Consider the following 18,216-nt stretch of genomic DNA (forward strand, 5'->3'; position numbering starts at 1 on the left):
CGCAAAAAAGGACGGGAACAAGAAAACGCGTTCCCGCCGTCAAAATTGGCTCCTTGGATGAAGGGGTTCTGTTATATCCTAACAAGATAGGTTTAACAGGTCATGAAGAAATTGTTAATCCTTTGTAAAGCTGATCACGCTGCCGGCGGCCGCTTCAGCGTCACAGTGAACACAGTTCCCTGTCCAGGCTCGCTTGTGACCTCGATTTTACCTTCATGGGCTTCTATTAAGTGCTTCACAATGGCGAGGCCGAGGCCGGTTCCTCCCGAGTTGCGGCTTCTGTCTTTATCCACGCGATAGAATCTCTCAAATATCCGCGGGATCTCTTCCTTCTGAATGCCGATTCCCGTATCGGACACTTTGATATCGACGACGGTTTCTTTCACATGTACTGAAATCCCCACCGTCCCTTTTTCAGGCGTGTAGGTCAGGGCATTGTTCGCCAGATTCAAAAATACCTGCTTCAGCCTGTGCGCATCACCCGTCACAAAAATCGGCTCTTCCGGGAGATCGAGCTGAAAGCTGATGCCTTTTTCCTCAGCCTTATGCTGCAAAAGCGCCTCAATTTCATGCAGAATTTTTGCAGCATCAAAGGACTCTACGCGCATCGTAAAGTTTTGCTGCTCCATCTTGGATAAATCCAATAAATCCTGCACGAGAGATTGGAGCCGCTCACTTTCTTTCAGAATGATAGACAGAAAGTCTGAAAGCGCCTTTTCGTCTTTCATCGCTCCGTCTAACAGTGTTTCCGTAAATCCTTTAATTGAGGTGATCGGTGTTTTCAGTTCATGGGAGACATTGGCGACGAAGTCCTTTCTCATCTGCTCCAATTTTTTAATTTCCGTCATATCGTGAAAAACGAGGACGATGCCCTTCCATTCATCGTCAGGGCCCATGATCGGAACGCCGTCAACTTCAAAGTAGCGCCGCTCAATGTTGATGGGAAGTCTGAGCAGCTGGCATTTTTTCGTCTCCGTCATAAAAATGTCTTCGACAAGCCGAATGATCTCCTCATGTTCAAACGCATCGTGGTAAAGGCGCCGAAGCAGACGTTCAGGCTTTGTATGAAACTGCTTCGTGTATGACCGGTTCACGAGATTGATAAAACCTCTCCCGTCTATTAAAATCAAACCGGATCCGATATTTTCAATGACGGTTAACAGACGATCGCGCTGCATATCCTGCGTTCTTGTCATTTCCATTAAATCGACCGCCAGGCTGTTCATCGCACGCCCGAGACGGTCCGACCGCCTTGCGTAGCCGCTGTAGGAGCGGGCGTCGTAATTCCCTTTGGACAGCTCCGTCGCCACCTTTGTCGCGGCGTCGATTGATTTTTTGTAACGCGACGTCATGTTTGTATAAAAGAAAACGATAATGATAAAAGCGGTACAAAGACTTGCTGCCAGCATGCCCCACATTTCTCCGGTAACGCTTGAACCGCCGTTGATCTCCGAGGAAACGAGTACATACCCCGCAATTTTCCCTGCGTCATTTTTTACAGCAGTGCCGCGGATGACTTTGCTTTTCGACTGTACGGCTTCCTCGCTTTTATTGTGAGAAATGAACTCCTTTACGGCTGAATCATCAGCACGACTGCCGGAATGATATACGGCGTCACCCTTCTCGTTGAGCACGGAGACGTTTATACCGAGGGTGCGGCCGGCGTCACGGATTACCGTTTCATTGCTTTTATTGCCGATTCGGCCGGTGTCAAGAAGGCCCGCTATGTATACCGATTCCTTTTTCAGCTGATCCGCCGTTCTTTCTTCAGCGGATGAAGAAATAAGCTGCTGTAAAAAAAGGCCGAGAACACTGAAAACCAATATGATACATACAACGAGTAAAGCGAACAGACGCACACGGACTTTATTCATTCATTTTTGGCTCCTCCAGTTTATACCCCAAACCTCTGATTGTTTTAATATAGATGGGTTTTTTGGTATTTGATTCGATTTTGTCGCGCAGATGGCTGATATGAACGTCAACAATCCGGGTATCCCCGGCAAAATCATAGTTCCAGACCGCGCTCAGCAGAAGATCTCTCGTCAGCACTCTTCCCTTGTGTTTTCCCAAATACAGAAGCAGTTCAAATTCTTTAGGCGTCAATTCCAGCTGTTCTGACTTAAAATACGCTTCGTAATGCTCAGGAAGAATTTTCAGCTCGCCGATGAGGATCTGCCCGTCCTTTTCCTCTTCTCTGCCTTGTGACAGCGAAGAAATGTCAGCCCTTCTTAAAATGGCTTTCACCCGCGCAGTGACTTCCCGCGGACTGAACGGCTTTGTCATGTAATCATCCGCTCCGAGCTCCAGTCCCAGCACCTTATCAAATTCCTCATCTTTTGCTGTCAGCATCAAGATCGGAACCATCATTTTCTGCTGTCTGAGCTGTTTACAGACATCGATTCCGTCCACTTTCGGCAGCATGACATCCAGTACGATTAAATCCGGATTTTCATTCTCTGCCAGCTCCAGAGCCTCTTCGCCGTCTGATGCGGTTATGACATCATAGCCGGACCGTTCCAGATTATACTGTAAAAGAGTAACGATAGATTGTTCATCATCTACAACTAAAATTTTTTTGTTCATGCTGCGCCCTCCGCTGTCTATTTTCCCCGACATCCAATTTTCTCTATTTTATGTGCTGCATATCACTTTATGATTTCATTTTATCCAATACTGCCCGTTCAGACAATTCGCCTTTTTGATCATTTTCAGAGAAAGGATCGCTCAGGGAAAAAGAAAACGCTTTCATTAATTGTAAAAAGAGGAAGGCTTCTGATTCGGAAGCCTTCCCTTTTTTCTTATGACAATACTTTCATCACGTTTTTGACAGATTCAACTGATTTACTCAGCTGCGCTTTTTCATAGTCTGTCAGTTCAAGCTCGATGATTTGCTCTAGGCCGTTTCCTCCGATAATCGTCGGTACGCCTAAGTAAATGCCTTCATGACCGTATTCGCCTTCTAAGTAAGCGATGGTCGGAAGCACGCGGCGCTGATCTTTCAAAATGGCTTCTACCATTTCAGTCAATGATGCAGCAGGCGCGTAGTAGGCGCTTCCGTTTCCGAGAAGGTTGACGATTTCCCCGCCGCCTTTTCTTGTGCGTTCTACAATCGCATCAAGACGGTCTTTCGGGATAAGCGTTTCAAGCGGAATGCCGCCCGCATAGGAATAACGGACGAGAGGAACCATGTCGTCACCGTGTCCGCCAAGAACAAAACCGGTCACATCTTTTACAGACAGGTTTAATTCTTCAGCAACGAATGTTCTGAATCGCGCAGTGTCAAGCACTCCGGATTGTCCGATGACGCGTTCTTTCGGGAAGCCTGATTCTTTGTACACCGCATATGTCATCGCATCAACAGGGTTTGTCAATACAACGATAATGCAGTCAGGAGAATATTTCACGATCTCACGTGTGACGCTTCTCATGATTTTTTCGTTTGTAGATACGAGATCATCACGGCTCATGCCTGGTTTTCTCGCAATTCCGGCTGTGATGACGACGATATCAGAACCGGCTGTGTCCTCGTAGTTGGACGTGCCTGTGATTTTCGCGTCAAATCCTTGAACCGGACTTGCTTCGAGCATGTCTAGCGCTTTTCCTTTTGTCGGGTTTTCTAATTGCGGAATATCAACGAGCACAACGTCCGCAAGCTCTTTTTGAGCTGTAAGAAAGGCTGTTGTCGCTCCCGTAAATCCTGCTCCGATAACAGAAACTTTACTGCGTGTTTTTCCCATGATTCTCTTCTCCTTTTTTGGCTTCATTAGAAGTCTGCTTTAGGTTCAGTCCATGTTTTTGATGAGCTCTTCACCGAACTCTGAACATTTCACTTCAGTTGCACCGTCCATTAATCTAGCAAAATCGTACGTTACTACTTTTGAAGCAATCGTTTTTTCCATAGATTTAATGATCAAGTCAGCAGCCTCATTCCAGTTCAGGTGTTCAAGAAGAAGCACTCCTGAAAGGATGACGGATGACGGGTTGACTTTGTCAAGGCCGGCATATTTAGGAGCCGTTCCGTGAGTCGCTTCGAAAATCGCATGCCCTGTTTCATAGTTGATGTTCGCTCCAGGCGCGATCCCGATTCCGCCTACCTGAGCGGCAAGCGCATCAGAGATATAGTCTCCGTTTAAGTTCATTGTCGCCACGACGTCGAATTCGCTCGGACGGGTTAAGATCTGCTGAAGGAAAATATCAGCGATGCTGTCTTTGACGATGATTTTCCCTGCCGCTTCCGCTTCGCTCTGCGCTTTATCAGCCGCTTCTTTTCCGTCTTTTTCGACAATGCGGTCATATTCAGCCCAAGTGAATACTTTATCTCCGTATTCTCTTTCGGCAAGCTCGTAGCCCCAGTTTTTAAATGCCCCTTCAGTGAACTTCATGATGTTTCCTTTGTGGACAAGCGTGACAGACTTACGGCCGTTTTCGATCGCATACTCAATGGCAGCTCTGACTAAGCGGCTTGTGCCTTCTTCAGAAACAGGCTTGATGCCGATTCCTGACGTTTCAGGGAAACGGATTTTGTTAACGCCCATTTCATTTTGCAGGAAGCTGATCAGCTTTTCAACTTCTTCAGAACCTTTCGCATACTCAATTCCGGCGTAAATATCTTCCGTATTCTCGCGGAAAATGACCATATCCGTATCTTCAGGACGTTTGACCGGAGAAGGCACTCCCGTGAAATATCTGACAGGGCGCAGGCACGTAAACAAATCAAGCTCCTGTCTCAGCGCCACGTTCAGTGAACGGATACCGCCGCCGACCGGTGTCGTCAGAGGACCTTTGATGGCGATGAAGTACTCTCTGATGTCTTCCAGCGTTTCGGCAGGAAGCCACTCACCTGTTTTATTATAAGCCTTTTCACCGGCATAAACTTCTTTCCACGTGATTTTTTTCTCGCCTTTATATGCTTTTTCAACAGCGGCTTCCAATACTTTAGAAGCGGCGTTCCAAATATCAGGGCCTGTGCCGTCGCCTTCAATAAACGGGATAATCGGATTATTTGGTACGTTTAATACTCCATTAGAGACTGTAATTTTTTCACCTTGTGACACAATATTACCTCCCAGTATGTAATTCATATTTAGAAAACATTTTATTTTTCTTGTATAAAAAATAAAATGACTTTTCTCAAGATTCTATCAAAATTGTAAACCAATCCGGGCTTGATTAACAAGAGGCTAACGACATGAAAATCACCAGCCTCCCGTTTGATCAGGCTCTTTCATCAATCGGAACAAAAGTCTGCTTATCCGGGCCCGTGTAATCAGCGCGCGGGCGGATGAGGCGGTTGTTATCGTACTGTTCAAGAATATGGGCGATCCATCCTGACATTCTGCTGACCGCAAAGATCGGCGTGAACAGATCGTGATCAATGCCGAGACTGTGGTATACAGATGCGGAATAGAAATCAACGTTAGGCGGAAGTTTTTTCTCCGACGTCACGATTTCTTCGACACGGATTGACATCTCGTACCATTTGCTTTCACCCGTCAGATTCGTCAGGCGTTTGCTCATTTCTTTTAAGTGTTTGGCGCGCGGGTCTCCATGCTTATACACACGGTGTCCGAAGCCCATTACTTTTTCCTTTTTCTCCATTTTGCTGCGGATATAAGGCTCGGCGTTTTCCACTTCGCCGATTTCTGTCAGCATTTTCATGACGGCTTCATTGGCTCCGCCGTGAAGCGGTCCTTTTAAAGCGCCGATGGCGGCAGTGATGCCTGAGTAAATATCAGATAAGGTGGCGACACATACTCTCGCCGTAAATGTTGATGCGTTCAGCTCATGATCCGCATGAAGAATGAGCGCTTTGTTAAACGCTTCCACTTCGATCGGAGAAGGCTCTTCACCGTTTAAGGTGTAAAGGAAGTTCTCCGCGATTCCGTACTCTTCCTTCGGTTCAACAGGATCAAGTCCTTTGCGGATTCTTGAGAAAGCGGCGACAATGCCCGGCACTTTCGCCTGCAGACGGATGGCTTTTCTGTAGTTCGCTTCCGGATTCATGACATCGGCTTCACTGTCAGTCAGACCGAGTAATGAAATCGCCGTCCGGAGCGCAGCCATTGGATGTACGTTATTGAGGGGATAGGATTTGAAGTGCTCAATGATTTCTTGTGGAACGGCAGCTTCTTTCGCAAGCTGTTTTTTCAGTTCAGCAAGTTCCGTTTTATTCGGCAGGCGCAGATGCCACAGCAAATAAATGATTTCTTCAAAACTTGCATTCTCTGTCAAGTCGTCAATATCGTACCCTACATATGTAAGGGTATCGTCGATAATAGAGCTTACAGATGATGTTGTTGCTACAACCCCTTCAAGACCGCGTGTTGCTGTCATATTCAACCTCTCCTTTTCAATCAAAATTCCCCTTTAAAGAGTATATAAAACATACGGCTTACTTAAAATGAGTCATGCAAACAATCCCTTTCCCCTTTAAGAAAATGCTTACATTTCACTGGTTGCGGTTACATAACCGGTATGCTTATAGAGGAACATAACAAATTCTTATAAGCTTATTTAAGTTTAAGCCTATTCTTATTATAAACAATAATCTGATTAATTTGTAGACTTTTAACTAAAAATGTTTTAAAAGCCCTATATATCAAGGCTTGGCGTTGATAAATTTAATCGCTTGCTTTCAGATGCTTTGTAAAACCATGTATTTTATGTCTTCATTTGGGGGAGCTTTGGGGAAACATTAAAAGGACAGGCGCGACAACTTCACCGCAAATCCCCCCCTTCTTTACCGGAGAAGGGGGGATTTTGTTTACTCGACTGAATCAATGTTCGGATCAGCTTCGGAAATCCATGTTTTGGTTTTAGTTGGTTCAAATTTTCTTATAAATATCTTTGTTGTTACTTCGTATTTCGCTTTTGTGTATATAACGATTCTTTTGTATGTTTCTGCGGACTTCAAACGAATATCACCCTTTGAAGCAACTTAACCTGTTACCATACTTGTAAATGCAACAGCCTAAGCCCCCGCCTAAATTAAAAGTTGCAGTCAAATATCTTGTAATATGGTACATACCTATACCACCTGATGCCACCGAAGCAACTGCATAAGCCGGTATCGTATAATCTGGTTTCAATTGCCCGTCCCATTTCGCCTGAACATAAGCTGCATTTTTCAAGACATTGCTTGAGGCATATTAATTTAATCCAGCAGTATGATAAACCATCAAATTTTCAATACTCACATTAGGGTCTAAATCGGAGGTAACAATATTTCCTCTATTACCCTCTTCCTTTTCTGTGGCAAAAGCCAAAGTAACCCCACTAAACACCAGTGACCAGGAAATAATACCGATCACCAAAGACTTGTTGGTTCTTAAAAACCCACAGGTCTTTCTCCTTTCAAATACACATTTAAGTTTGTTTTTGAAAACGCTGCCTTTTTTTGAGTTATTTAAGCTATGATTTGAAATAGGGGGGTGGAAAATGAGGGAATTGATTTTGACAATAATAAACGCAATAATTTGTGGTGTCATCGTTTATTATGTTAGTTCCTTAGGTTTTCTGCTGCTAGTCATTTGTTTGTTTATCCCCACCTATATTATTATGAAAATTAATGTTTTTTTAATAAGAGAAAAAACAAAAATACTTGACAATAAAAAAAGATGCAACCTTTTAAAAGGCCACATCTTTTTTAGTTTTGAAATCATGTTTGCAGTCGCGCAGCTAGTTGTATTACCTCGTTATCAGTTTTGGCTGCATTATGATGAAGATGAGTCGTGTTTCCTACAAAAGCAATTATACCGAACGTAATAGCGAAAGCAGAGACAGAGAAACAAATTGCTTTTTTAATATTCATACAAACAATCCCCCCGCTGTATTTGAAGTTGAGACTCCACCATCTTATCATAAAAAATTGTAGCCATTTCAAAGTCCTTCATTTCTTTGAAAAAATTTGCTGTTAAAAGTGTCAACTCTTCGACATACGAATACATATGAATATTTTCAAGCTTACTTAAAATTTCCTCAAGGCTTTCTTTGTTAATGGGTTCAGCAAATAAAACGTATAAAAACTCTGTTAATAAGCAAAACAAATTGTCGTCATATTTTACTGCTGTTTTTAAACCTTCTTTTAAAGCTTGGCCTGCCGCGGCTGTTTTCTTTTGTTTAAATAATACTATGGAAAGTGAATAATATGAATGGGGCAGAGTTCTCAATTTCATTTCTTCACCAATCTCAATTGCTTGTCTCAAATACGCTTCGGCCTTTTCTTCTTGTCCCATGTAGTGATAACTTTCACCCAAATTATAAAGAGCAGAGGAAATCAACCTTTTATGACCAAATTCTTGCGAAAGCTTCAAGGCTTCCTTAAGATGCTGTAATCCTTTTTCGTAATGTTTAAAATCAAGATAATTACCCACAATTACAAATAAACTTTGAATTTTTCGGACGGTATAAAGCGGATTTCGATCATAAATTTCTAACGCTTTTAGAATATGATGCATGGATACGTGCGTTTGTTTCATATTATAATAAGCCTCTGCCAACTTAAAATGAAACTCAGCTTGTTCTATTTCATCAGAGACATGATGAATTTCCATCTCTGCTTTACGATAAAAATTAATTGCTTCTACATATTGCTTCTGATCAAATTCGTACATTCCGCGAAAAAAATGCGAGTAATATTTTAAGAGGCCGGTAAGTGTTTTTTGTGGTTTCTCAATCTTCTCAAGTAGTTCTGTGGTGGTTGGCCTATCAGACCTATACTTTATTTCTGGGTTTAGATAATCCAGCATAAGTTGATGACGAAAAGTCATGAGCGAGTAATAAATAAGTAAATACTCGTCTTCTTCCATTTCTTTTATTTCGTTTTCCACTTCGGCTTTTAAAATTTCCGCGTCTGGCACACTAAATTGACGAATCATCTTGTACCACTCGTTAATTTTAACGCCTACATGTGAAGACGGTAATACTTGGTCCATGCATTCCCCTCCTCCTCTTTTGATTTATTTTCCACTAATTTCTTATTTTCTGTAAACGAAAAAATACCGCAATTTTCCTAATTAACCGAAAATAACAAAAAGTGATAGCGATTTTGGAAATAGAACATCCATGAATAAAACACTTATATACACCCTTGCGGATGCTAAACTTACGATTTTCGTCAAGTATATTTATGCTATAAAGAGAAACTAGAAGTCTATTTTTTGCCTTAAAAAGGAGTACAGAAATTATCTTCTGTACTCCAAAATCTAAATAAGAAATCAATCTTGAGATAAATAAATCCAATTTATATCGTCAAATTCTTTGATAACATAATCTGATCCTATACTACGTAAAATTCTATTAAAGAAAATGATGTCATCTTCATCATCATAATCATATAAATTCTTTTGAACATATTCTTTAATAATAAAATTCGTTAAATTTGTATGATTAACAAATTCGGAAAAGTAAGATCTTATAAAAATTGAATCATCTTCATTTAATTTTTCATCATTAACAATTGAAATCTTAAAAACATTTAAAATCGCATTAATATCTTCTTCATCCATATAACACAATGGTGCTATTTTTTTGTCTTCTTCTGTAAATGGCTTTCGAGTATCTTCAATTATTACGTAAGATAAAATGTTACCATCTTTCAGCACACGAAAAACTTCTAAATCACGTAATTTTAAAACTCTGTTAAGTGATAGCATTATTTCCCCCTACTCAAATATTAAAACCCAAACCTACTGTTACACCTATTTAAAGCTGCTATTGTTATCACATATGCAGGATTCAATAATATATCAATCCAACTATATTTAGAAATTTTTTTCGTTCTTTATCTAATTTTTCTTGTTTCTTTAACGCTGATTTTCATCTTTTTCTTTGGTCCATAAATGCCGTCAGCAGTCATGCCGTACATGGACTGGAATCGTTTGACTGCATTTGCGCTGTTGTCGGCGCGTAAATATCCTCATCAAACCGTTCATCAATTGAAACTGACTCATTTACTGATGTAAGTGAAGTTAAATAAATGCAGAAAAACCCTCCTCATCTCGAGAAGGGCTCGATTTCTGCTTCTTTTTTCTAAATCAGTCCGAAGAAAAAACGGATGCCGCTCAACTTTTCAATCGAAGGGCTTCATCGGGTTCTCCAATTATTTGCCCCTATGCTTTTCTTTTGCTTTTTGTTTTCTGATTAAATATTTTTGTTCCTTTATTTTTTCTCTTTGTTTTCTGTTCAGTTGTTTTTTCTTTTCTTTTCTTGCTTCAAGCTCCTGTTTTATCGCTTTTTGCGCCTTAGTTGATATCCCGATATTTTTCATCTCTTTAGAAGCTTGCCGTTGTAATCTTTTTGGGTTTAACTTCTTAGATTTTGCTTTAACACAAACCCCTGCTTGTTCAGTGCGGGAGAGAGTCTGTAAAAGTTGATTATGAACAAAATGCATGATTTCTGAATCCTTGGGCTCTTGTCCAAACAAATGACGAACTGCTCTTAATTTCCCATCATTCACAACTTCAATGACTCCTACCCAAAACTGACCATCGTAGTAAACCGTTAATTTCATAACGATTCCCTCCTCCTAAATTTACTGAAGAATGATGGACATCCCGAGGAGGGGAAGGTTACTGACATTTTAAATCATGCATCCGGACTACCAACCGAATTGTGTTTTTTCATTCTCATTATAAATTTAACAAACTTTCAAATTGAAGGAAAGGGTCTCCGCTTATTTTAACAACACTTCAAGTTTTGATTTGGTTCAAGTGCATAAATTCCATCAGCTTTTAATCCATTCATCAATTGGAACCGCCTTACTGCATCCGCTGTCATCGCACAATATGCGCCGTCGATTCCGAAGTTCTTTGTTACATGGTAAGCCACTTCATTCCTCGGAATAATGCAAATGGCATTTGTCTGAACTACAAAATGCGCTGCAAACTCTTATTTTCACCCGCAAAAAAAAGCAGCTTTACGCCGCTTTTTTACTTTATGAAGTGAATATTTTAACGATTTGCATGGCCAAGTAGGCGATTCCGGCGCCGATTAACGGGCCGACGGCGACGCCTCCGAAAAGCGCGACGGCAAGTATCGTGCCGATGACCAGCGCCGTTGTAATATGAGGGTCGTTTTCCAATAAGGTGAGACCGTTTTTGGCGATTAAGGCAACCGCGATCCCGGCACCGAGAGCGATCCACGCATAATATGATTTCATCGCTTCTCCGAGCTGTTTAAAACCGATATCACCTGTGGCAATCGGCACTAAAACGGCGATTGTAATGACGGTGACCCCCCAGTTGATGCCTTTTGACTGAATAACCGGATATAGTTTCTGATCAAGACCGACAGCTTTTATCACAATGAGAAAGCCGACGGCAAAAAGCAATGACTGATTTTTGGCTACCAATGCGATGGCCAGCAATAATAGTAAAAATAAATTCGCCTGTGTAAACATCCTGAAAGCACCCTCTTTCATCATATCTGTAATCATATCCTTTTTTTTGACGAATAAACTAATGTAATAGGACGTGCCGACCGAGAGGAGGATCGATGTGAATCCGCACTATGCAACTGTTTTTTTCCGCACGCTGTTTGTACTCGCTGCGGCCGGCGGCGCTTTAGCGGCCGGTTACGCCTCATTTCCGTTAACTTATCCGTTTCTGATCGCCCTTATTCTGTCATCAGCGATCATTCCCGTTGTTGACTGGCTGGACAAACTGACGGGGCTGCCCCGGTCAGTCAATACAGTCATTGTCCTGGTCTTCTTTTTGCTTATTCTTCTCGGCGCGGCGACATTTCTCGTTGCGGAAATCATTTCGGGAACCGCCTATCTGGCCAAAACGCTCCCTCCCCATATCAGCGCCTTTATGACGTATTGCGAAGAGCTGTTCACTTCCCGCATTCAGCCATTGTATCACGAGCTGACCGTCTTATTTAACGGGCTGGAAACCAATCAGCAGGCTTCCATCGTGACGCATATTCAGACCCTCGGTGATACAGCCGCTAAAAATGCAGGGCTCATGCTTTCACATCTTTTGGAGCTGGTGCCGAAATGGATTGCCTTCCTTCCCAATACAGCTGCCGTCTTCATTTTCGCAATGCTGGCGACTTTTTTTATGACAAAGGACTGGCATAAGCTGAAGGCGCTGCTTTATTCCATTTTTCCGGAACGGGTTTCGGCAAACGCCAAGGCCGTATCGGGAGAGCTGAAAAAAGCGATGGCAGGTTTCATTAAGGCGCAGGCCGTGCTCATACTTTTCACGATGATCATTGTCTTTATCGGACTTTTTCTTCTAGGGATTGAGCATGCGGCAACCATCGCCTTTTTTATCGGCCTGGTTGATCTGCTCCCGTATCTCGGCGCCGGGTCGGTCTTTGTTCCCTGGATTATGTATTCGGCCATTGCCGGTCAGCTTCCTCAAGCGATCGGTCTCGGTGTTTTATATATTGTGGTTCTCATTCAGCGCCAGCTGACGGAGCCGAAAATTTTAAGCAAGTCAATCGGACTTGATCCGCTTGCGACCTTAATCGCCCTGTTTGCCGGCTTTAAATTGTTCGGAATTTTAGGACTGGCTGCGGGGCCCGCGCTGCTCGTTTTCATTCAGGCCTTTATCACAACGGGCGCTTTAAAAGAAATATGGGCCTATATTACTGTTCAATCCAAATAAAAACAGCAGCCCTGTAAGAAGGCTGCCGTTTTTATTTGATAATGATCCGCTTGTTTTTTGACATTCCTCTCAGCCATTTGAACAAAAGCGGCTTCATGCGGTTCCGAGTGAACGGAATCAGAAGACAGGCCCCTGCAATATCGGACAGAAAACCCGGAAGCATCAAAAGCAGGCCTCCGAAAAAGACGCATATCCCGTCAAGAAGCGCTTCCCCCGGCATTTTGCCGTGCTGCAGGTCGCGCATCACCCGATGATACACATCGGTTCCCTGTCTTTTTGCCACCAAAGCGCCTAACACGCCTGTCAAAATGATGAGAAGGAAGGTCGGAAAAATACCGAGCCATTTTCCCGCCAGCAGAAACAAACCGATTTCAATTGCCGGACATACGATAAACAGTAAGAATAACACTCTCATTTTTCTGCCCTCCTGCCCTTCTAAAAGCGCGTCACCGCCCGCATGGGAATAGGAAAATCAGCCTAAAGACAAAAGAGAAGGGAGAACCCCCCCTCTCTTTTTTAAAGCTGTTTAAAGAACGCTTGCGCGGCCTTCATACACAGCGCCGCGGGCAGCGTCAACTGTGATAACCTGTCCTTCTGTTAAAACTGAAGTTGCGTTCTCAAGGCCGACGATAACCGGAATGCCCAAGCTTAAACCGACAACGGCTGCATGGCTTGTCAGACCGCCTTCTTCAGTGATGAGCGCTGATGCTTTTTCAAGTGAAGCGATCATGTCGCGGTCAGTGCTTGAAGCAACCAATACTGCGCCGTCTGTCATTTTTTGTTCAGCTTCCTTCGCATTTTTTGCAACAACGACCGGACCGAATGCAGATTTGCGTCCGATGCCTTGCCCTTTCGCGATAATGCTGCCGACAGTGTGGACTTTCATCAGATTCGTCGTGCCTGATTCACCGACAGAACCTGCTGTAATGACAATCAGATCACCGCGTTTCACGATGCCGCTGTCAAGTGATTTTTGAACCGCGTCTTCAAGCATTTCATCTGTAGAATTCGCGTTTTGGCCGCTTGACGGGAATACACCGAATACAAGGCCGAGTTTGCGTGATACAGACTCATTAACCGTAACGGCTACAATCGGAGCCTGCGGACGGTATTTCGCGATCATACGCGCCGTATGGCCGCTTTCTGTAGGCGTCACGATAGCTGCCGCACTCAGATTGATCGCCGTGTGCGCAACTGATTGGCCGATCGCATCGGTAATCGTCATGCCGACCTGATCTCTGCGTTTAGACAGAATTTCTTTGTAGTTCAGAGATTCTTCCGTGCGTGTGGCGATGTTAAACATTGTTTGAACCGCCTCAACAGGATATTGTCCCGCAGCCGTCTCACCGGAAAGCATGATCGCATCTGTGCCGTCGAAAATGGCGTTGGCAACGTCACTTGCTTCAGCGCGTGTCGGACGAGGGTTGCGCTGCATGCTGTCAAGCATTTGTGTCGCTGTAATAACCGGTTTGCCGAGCGCGTTGCATTTTTTGATCATTTCTTTTTGCACGAGCGGCACTTCTTCGGCCGGAATCTCTACGCCGAGGTCTCCGCGCGCTACCATTAGGCCGTCAGATACTTCCAGGATCGCATCCAGGTTGTCCACGCCTTCCTGGTTCTCGATCTTAGGAATGATTTGAATGTCAGACGCGTTATGCTCTTCAAGCAGTTCGCGGATTTCCAGGACATCCGTAGAACGGCGTACAAATGACGCAGCGATGAAATCAACGCCTTGCTCGATACCGAATACGATGTCTTTGGCGTCTTTTTCAGTAATTCCGGGAAGGTTGACGCTGACGCCGGGAACGTTTACGCCTTTTTTATTTTTCAGCGTGCCGCTGTTTAAGATTTTTGTTTTGATTTCGTGTTTTTCCGGATTTGATTCCAGCACTTCCAATCCGATTAAACCGTCATCCAGCAGGATGATAGACCCTGCTGACACGTCGTCTGCCAGGCCTTCATAAGAAACTGAGAATTTTTCAAGCGTTCCCAGCACCTGTTTCGTAGAAACGATAATTTCATTTCCCGCCTGAAGCTCAAGCGCGCCGTTTTCCATATCGTGCGTGCGGATTTCCGGACCTTTCGTATCGAGGAGAATCCCCACGTTTTTGCCGAGCTTTTTGCTGGCTTCTCTGATGTTTTTGATTCTTGCGCCGTGCTCTTCGAAATCACCGTGTGAAAAATTCAGACGAGCAACGTTCATACCCGCTTCCATCAATTTTGTCAGCATTTCTACACTTTCACTGGCCGGACCGATTGTACAAACGATTTTTGTTTTTTTCAACTCGTTCACTTCCTTCTGAAATCTTCAGCTTCTTCCGCCTTAAATAGACAGTTCTTTTGAAAGCTGATACATGTTTGGTTCAACAGTATGTTTTGATTCTAAAATTTCTATAATATCATGGTCTACAAGCTTGTTGTTTTGTATACCTACGCAGCGTCCGCCTTTTCCTTTAAGCAGAAGCTCAACCGCGTAAGCGCCGAGGCGGCTTGCAAGAACCCGGTCAGAAGCGCTTGGAGATCCGCCGCGCTGGATGTGCCCTAAAACGGATACCCGTGTTTCAAGGTTCGTTTCTTCTTCGATGCGTTTTCCGAATTCAACCCCGCTGCCTACCCCTTCTGCAACGATGATGATACTGTGTTTTTTGCCGCGGTCGTGCCCTCTCTTCAAACGGCCGATAATTTCCTCCATATCGTAGTCCGCTTCAGGAATTAAAATTGATTCCGCTCCGCCTGCAAGACCTGCCCATAAAGCAATGTCGCCCGCATGGCGCCCCATCACTTCAATAACGTATGTACGCTCATGAGACGTAGCGGTGTCACGGATTTTATCAATCGCATCAATTACGGTGTTTAACGCCGTATCAAATCCGATCGTAAAATCAGTTCCCGGGATGTCATTATCTATCGTACCCGGTACACCCACACACGGAAACCCGTGTTCCGTTAATTTTTTCGCACCCATGTATGAACCGTCTCCGCCGATGACGACAAGACCTTCAATGCCGAGTTTCTTTAAATTTTCGATTCCTTTTTCACGGCCTTCAACTGTTTTGAATTCAGGACATCTGGCCGTATACAGCTTTGTTCCGCCGCGGTGGATGATGTCACCGACCGAACCCAGCTCCAGTTTTTCTATTTTTCCGCTGATTAATCCTGAATAACCGTTATAAATTCCGTACACTTCGACGTCGTGGTAGATAGCTTTCCGCACAACCGCGCGCACCGCAGCGTTCATACCCGGGGAATCCCCGCCGCTCGTTAGTACTCCTATACGCTTCATTTCCTATTCACCTCAGCAACATATATATGTTAAACATATCATGATCATTGCCCTAAAACAATGAAAAGGGACGCCTGAGCTCCCATGAAACCTTACCTATTATACAATTAAATAAATTGTTTTTAAATAAAATTTAAGGAATATCACAAAAATCACAAAAAATAAACGTGAGCCATAGGCTTCACGTCTATTCAGTTTACCCCGATATATTGATCCTCAACCGAAACTTTCCCGATTGCTTTATATTTTTCATAGCGCTGTGAGATCAACTCTTCGGCGTTCAATCGAAGAAGAGATTTTAACGTTTCTTTAAGAATACCGTCAATGTAGCCCGCCTGCTGCTTGATATCATGGTGAGCTCCGCCCTTCACTTCTTTAATCATATCATCAATAATTCCTAATTCTAATAAATCGGGCGCAGTAATCTTCATGGTTTCGGCCGCTTTTTTCGCAAGGCTGGAATCTTTCCACAAAATGGACGCGGCTCCTTCAGGAGAAATAACGGAATACGTCGAGTTCTCAAGCATCAGCATGCGGTTGCCCACACCTAACGCAAGCGCGCCTCCGCTGCCGCCTTCCCCGATGACGATACAAACGACAGGCACTGTCAGGCCGGCCATCTCGAACAGGTTCTTGGCGATGGCTTCACTTTGTCCCCGTTCCTCCGCCGCTTTACCCGGGTACGCTCCCTTCGTGTCGATGAAGCAGATAATCGGGCGGTTGAACTTATCCGCCTGCTTCATGAGACGAAGCGCTTTGCGGTAGCCCTCAGGGTGAGGCATCCCGAAATTGCGGACAAGGTTTTCTTTCGTGTCTTTTCCGCGCTGATGTCCGATGACGGTGACCGGCATGCCGTGATATTTGGCGACTCCGCCGACAATCGCAGCATCATCTCCGTATGTTCTGTCTCCGTGGCACTCAAAAAAGTCGGTAAACAGGTATTGAATGTAATCAAGCGTCGTCGGCCGGTCGGGAAGGCGTGCGATCTGCACTCTGTCCCACGGCTTCAGATTTTTATAAATCTCATCCTGGAGCTTGCTGAGCCGGTCTTCAAGCCTTGCGATTTCAGCGCTTAAATCCATCTCCGAATCTTGGGTGAATTTTTTCAGTTCGGCGATTTTCGTCTGCAGTTCAATCACCGGTTTTTCAAATTCTAATCTTGCAGCCACTCATGCTCACCTCCTGTTTGGTGCATGTCCAGCAGAAATGCGAGTTTGTCTTTCATGTCGTTTCGGTGAATCACCGCATCAAGCTGGCCGTGCTTTAATAAAAATTCCGCCGTCTGGAAATCTTCCGGCAGTTTTTCCCCGATCGTCTGTTCAATAATACGTCTTCCTGCAAATCCAATCAAGGCGCCCGGTTCAGCGAAATTATAATCACCGAGAGACGCGAAACTGGCCGATACGCCGCCTGTCGTCGGGTGGGTCATGACAGAAATAATCAGTCCCTGCTCCTCACTGAACAGTTTTAATGCAGAGCTTGTCTTTGCCATTTGCATAAGACTTAAGACCCCCTCCTGCATACGTGCGCCGCCGGAAGCGGTAAAGATGATAAACGGGACTTTTTCCTCTTTTGCTTTTTCAATTGCAAGCGTGATTTTTTCGCCGACAACCGAACCCATGCTGCCCATTCGGAATGTTGAATCCATGATCGCGATCACGGCAGGGAATCCGCTGATGGTTCCTTTTCCGGTAACCACCGCTTCATTCAGCGATGTTTTCTCACGGTCTTTTTCGATTTTTTCTAAGTATTCCGGGAAACCGAGCGGGTTTTCAGATATCATTCCCTGGTTGAATTCTTCGAATGAATCTTCATCCAGGAGGCTTTCAATGCGCTGCTTTGCATTCATCGGGAAATGGTGCCCGCAGTTCATGCAGACGCGCAGGTTTTTATCTAACTCTTTTGTGAGCATGATTTTTTTACATTTGGGGCACTTTGTCATAATGCCTTCCGGAACATCATGTTTTGCCTGCTCAGACGGCACGGAAGCATATTTTTTCTTTTTTGTGAATATATCCTTTAACAAATGATTACCTCCCTTTTGTGAAGGGTTCTCTTCACTGCATGTCTTCCGATTAGATAGACTTAATAATAACTTTACCGAAACTATTGTACTTTTTTTGTCAAACGGTGTCATCCTCCATTCGACATTTTTTGCTGCAAAACAGACGGAAACGGACGGATTTCATACCGTCAAAAGCGTTGTTCAGCCTTATCTGTCAGCGTTTTCAAAAGAAATAAGGATTCTGCTGAAATTTTTTTAAGACCTGCCCTTAAAAAAATGCCGGCAGTCCGTATATTGAACAGCAGCGCGTTGTT

At 44.0% G+C, this 18,216-nt stretch carries 16 protein-coding genes and 2 pseudogenes; 1 reads left to right on the forward strand and 17 read right to left on the reverse strand.

Annotated elements, in window-relative coordinates:
* Positions 1-134: 134 nt before the first annotated feature.
* From pnpS to ACWJJS_RS14420, 12 genes and pseudogenes are all read right to left on the reverse strand, one after another.
* Positions 135-1,874 (reverse strand): two-component system histidine kinase PnpS, encoded by a 1,740-nt coding sequence (pnpS, locus tag ACWJJS_RS14365; RefSeq protein ID WP_101562335.1) that lies wholly within the window; start codon positions 1,872-1,874, stop codon positions 135-137.
* Complete coding sequence (locus ACWJJS_RS14370) at positions 1,867-2,586, reverse strand: response regulator transcription factor (RefSeq protein WP_003152457.1); 720 nt, start codon at positions 2,584-2,586, stop codon at positions 1,867-1,869. The genes pnpS and ACWJJS_RS14370 overlap by 8 nt, the downstream gene beginning before the upstream one ends.
* A gap of 215 nt (positions 2,587-2,801) precedes the next feature.
* On the reverse strand, positions 2,802-3,740 hold the full coding sequence (gene mdh / locus ACWJJS_RS14375; protein WP_003152455.1) for a malate dehydrogenase: 939 nt from the start codon (positions 3,738-3,740) through the stop codon (positions 2,802-2,804).
* A gap of 45 nt (positions 3,741-3,785) precedes the next feature.
* The gene (gene icd, locus ACWJJS_RS14380; protein WP_003152454.1) at positions 3,786-5,057 is read right to left on the reverse strand and encodes an NADP-dependent isocitrate dehydrogenase; all 1,272 of its coding nucleotides are present in this window, start codon (positions 5,055-5,057) and stop codon (positions 3,786-3,788) included.
* Positions 5,058-5,217: 160 nt separating this feature from the next.
* Positions 5,218-6,336 carry a citrate synthase gene (gene citZ / locus ACWJJS_RS14385; RefSeq protein WP_003152453.1) on the reverse strand — a complete coding sequence of 373 codons (1,119 nt, stop codon included), beginning with the start codon at positions 6,334-6,336 and terminating at the stop codon, positions 5,218-5,220.
* 815 nt (positions 6,337-7,151) lie between these two features.
* Positions 7,152-7,490: a hypothetical protein gene (locus tag ACWJJS_RS14390; protein ID WP_154066729.1), complete on the reverse strand. Its 339-nt coding sequence runs from the start codon at positions 7,488-7,490 to the stop codon at positions 7,152-7,154.
* Positions 7,491-7,802: 312 nt separating this feature from the next.
* A complete protein-coding gene (locus ACWJJS_RS14395; protein ID WP_025853231.1) occupies positions 7,803-8,936 on the reverse strand; it encodes a Rap family tetratricopeptide repeat protein in 1,134 nt (377 codons plus the stop codon).
* A gap of 282 nt (positions 8,937-9,218) precedes the next feature.
* Positions 9,219-9,656 carry a hypothetical protein gene (locus tag ACWJJS_RS14400; protein WP_003152452.1) on the reverse strand — a complete coding sequence of 146 codons (438 nt, stop codon included), beginning with the start codon at positions 9,654-9,656 and terminating at the stop codon, positions 9,219-9,221.
* Positions 9,657-9,784: 128 nt separating this feature from the next.
* A pseudogene (locus tag ACWJJS_RS14405) lies at positions 9,785-9,898 on the reverse strand (peptidoglycan-binding domain-containing protein); the annotation flags it as partial.
* Positions 9,899-10,102: 204 nt separating this feature from the next.
* Positions 10,103-10,513, reverse strand: a complete 411-nt coding sequence (locus ACWJJS_RS14410; RefSeq protein WP_102421669.1) for a YjdF family protein — start codon at positions 10,511-10,513, stop codon at positions 10,103-10,105.
* Positions 10,514-10,675: 162 nt separating this feature from the next.
* Positions 10,676-10,812 (reverse strand): annotated as a pseudogene (locus tag ACWJJS_RS14415) (peptidoglycan-binding domain-containing protein); the annotation flags it as partial.
* 124 nt (positions 10,813-10,936) lie between these two features.
* Positions 10,937-11,401, reverse strand: a complete 465-nt coding sequence (locus tag ACWJJS_RS14420; protein WP_094247667.1) for a DUF441 domain-containing protein — start codon at positions 11,399-11,401, stop codon at positions 10,937-10,939.
* Positions 11,402-11,498: 97 nt separating this feature from the next.
* Here ACWJJS_RS14420 and ytvI point away from each other — a divergent pair, with 97 nt between their 5' ends.
* A complete protein-coding gene (gene ytvI, locus ACWJJS_RS14425; protein ID WP_102421670.1) occupies positions 11,499-12,614 on the forward strand; it encodes a sporulation integral membrane protein YtvI in 1,116 nt (371 codons plus the stop codon).
* A gap of 31 nt (positions 12,615-12,645) precedes the next feature.
* Here ytvI and ACWJJS_RS14430 read toward each other — a convergent pair whose 3' ends face one another.
* From ACWJJS_RS14430 to accD, 5 genes are all read right to left on the reverse strand, one after another.
* Positions 12,646-13,029: an FxsA family protein gene (locus tag ACWJJS_RS14430; protein WP_012118168.1), complete on the reverse strand. Its 384-nt coding sequence runs from the start codon at positions 13,027-13,029 to the stop codon at positions 12,646-12,648.
* 111 nt (positions 13,030-13,140) lie between these two features.
* On the reverse strand, positions 13,141-14,898 hold the full coding sequence (gene pyk, locus ACWJJS_RS14435) for a pyruvate kinase (protein ID WP_017418349.1): 1,758 nt from the start codon (positions 14,896-14,898) through the stop codon (positions 13,141-13,143).
* A gap of 39 nt (positions 14,899-14,937) precedes the next feature.
* A complete protein-coding gene (pfkA, locus tag ACWJJS_RS14440) occupies positions 14,938-15,897 on the reverse strand; it encodes a 6-phosphofructokinase (RefSeq protein ID WP_003152443.1) in 960 nt (319 codons plus the stop codon).
* Between the two features lie 191 nt (positions 15,898-16,088).
* Positions 16,089-17,066, reverse strand: coding sequence for an acetyl-CoA carboxylase carboxyl transferase subunit alpha (accA, locus tag ACWJJS_RS14445; RefSeq protein WP_003152442.1), 978 nt, complete (start codon positions 17,064-17,066; stop codon positions 16,089-16,091).
* The gene (gene accD / locus ACWJJS_RS14450) at positions 17,051-17,923 is read right to left on the reverse strand and encodes an acetyl-CoA carboxylase, carboxyltransferase subunit beta (protein WP_003152441.1); all 873 of its coding nucleotides are present in this window, start codon (positions 17,921-17,923) and stop codon (positions 17,051-17,053) included. The genes accA and accD overlap by 16 nt, the downstream gene beginning before the upstream one ends.
* Positions 17,924-18,216 lie beyond the last annotated feature (293 nt).

The organism is Bacillus sp. JK106 (genome assembly GCF_053663355.1).

Excerpts from the sequence above, each read along its gene's own strand:
- pnpS (WP_101562335.1), bottom strand. The coding sequence starts at position 1,874 with ATGAATAAAGTCCGTGTGCGTCTGTTCGCTTTACTCGTTGTATGTATC.
- ACWJJS_RS14370 (WP_003152457.1), bottom strand. The coding sequence starts at position 2,586 with ATGAACAAAAAAATTTTAGTTGTAGATGATGAACAATCTATCGTTACT.
- mdh (WP_003152455.1), bottom strand. The coding sequence starts at position 3,740 with ATGGGAAAAACACGCAGTAAAGTTTCTGTTATCGGAGCAGGATTTACG.
- citZ (WP_003152453.1), bottom strand. The coding sequence starts at position 6,336 with ATGACAGCAACACGCGGTCTTGAAGGGGTTGTAGCAACAACATCATCT.
- ACWJJS_RS14390 (WP_154066729.1), bottom strand. The coding sequence starts at position 7,490 with ATGACACCACAAATTATTGCGTTTATTATTGTCAAAATCAATTCCCTC.
- ACWJJS_RS14395 (WP_025853231.1), bottom strand. The coding sequence starts at position 8,936 with ATGGACCAAGTATTACCGTCTTCACATGTAGGCGTTAAAATTAACGAG.
- ACWJJS_RS14400 (WP_003152452.1), bottom strand. The coding sequence starts at position 9,656 with ATGCTATCACTTAACAGAGTTTTAAAATTACGTGATTTAGAAGTTTTT.
- ACWJJS_RS14410 (WP_102421669.1), bottom strand. The coding sequence starts at position 10,513 with ATGAAATTAACGGTTTACTACGATGGTCAGTTTTGGGTAGGAGTCATT.
- ACWJJS_RS14420 (WP_094247667.1), bottom strand. The coding sequence starts at position 11,401 with ATGTTTACACAGGCGAATTTATTTTTACTATTATTGCTGGCCATCGCA.
- ACWJJS_RS14430 (WP_012118168.1), bottom strand. The coding sequence starts at position 13,029 with ATGAGAGTGTTATTCTTACTGTTTATCGTATGTCCGGCAATTGAAATC.
- pfkA (WP_003152443.1), bottom strand. The coding sequence starts at position 15,897 with ATGAAGCGTATAGGAGTACTAACGAGCGGCGGGGATTCCCCGGGTATG.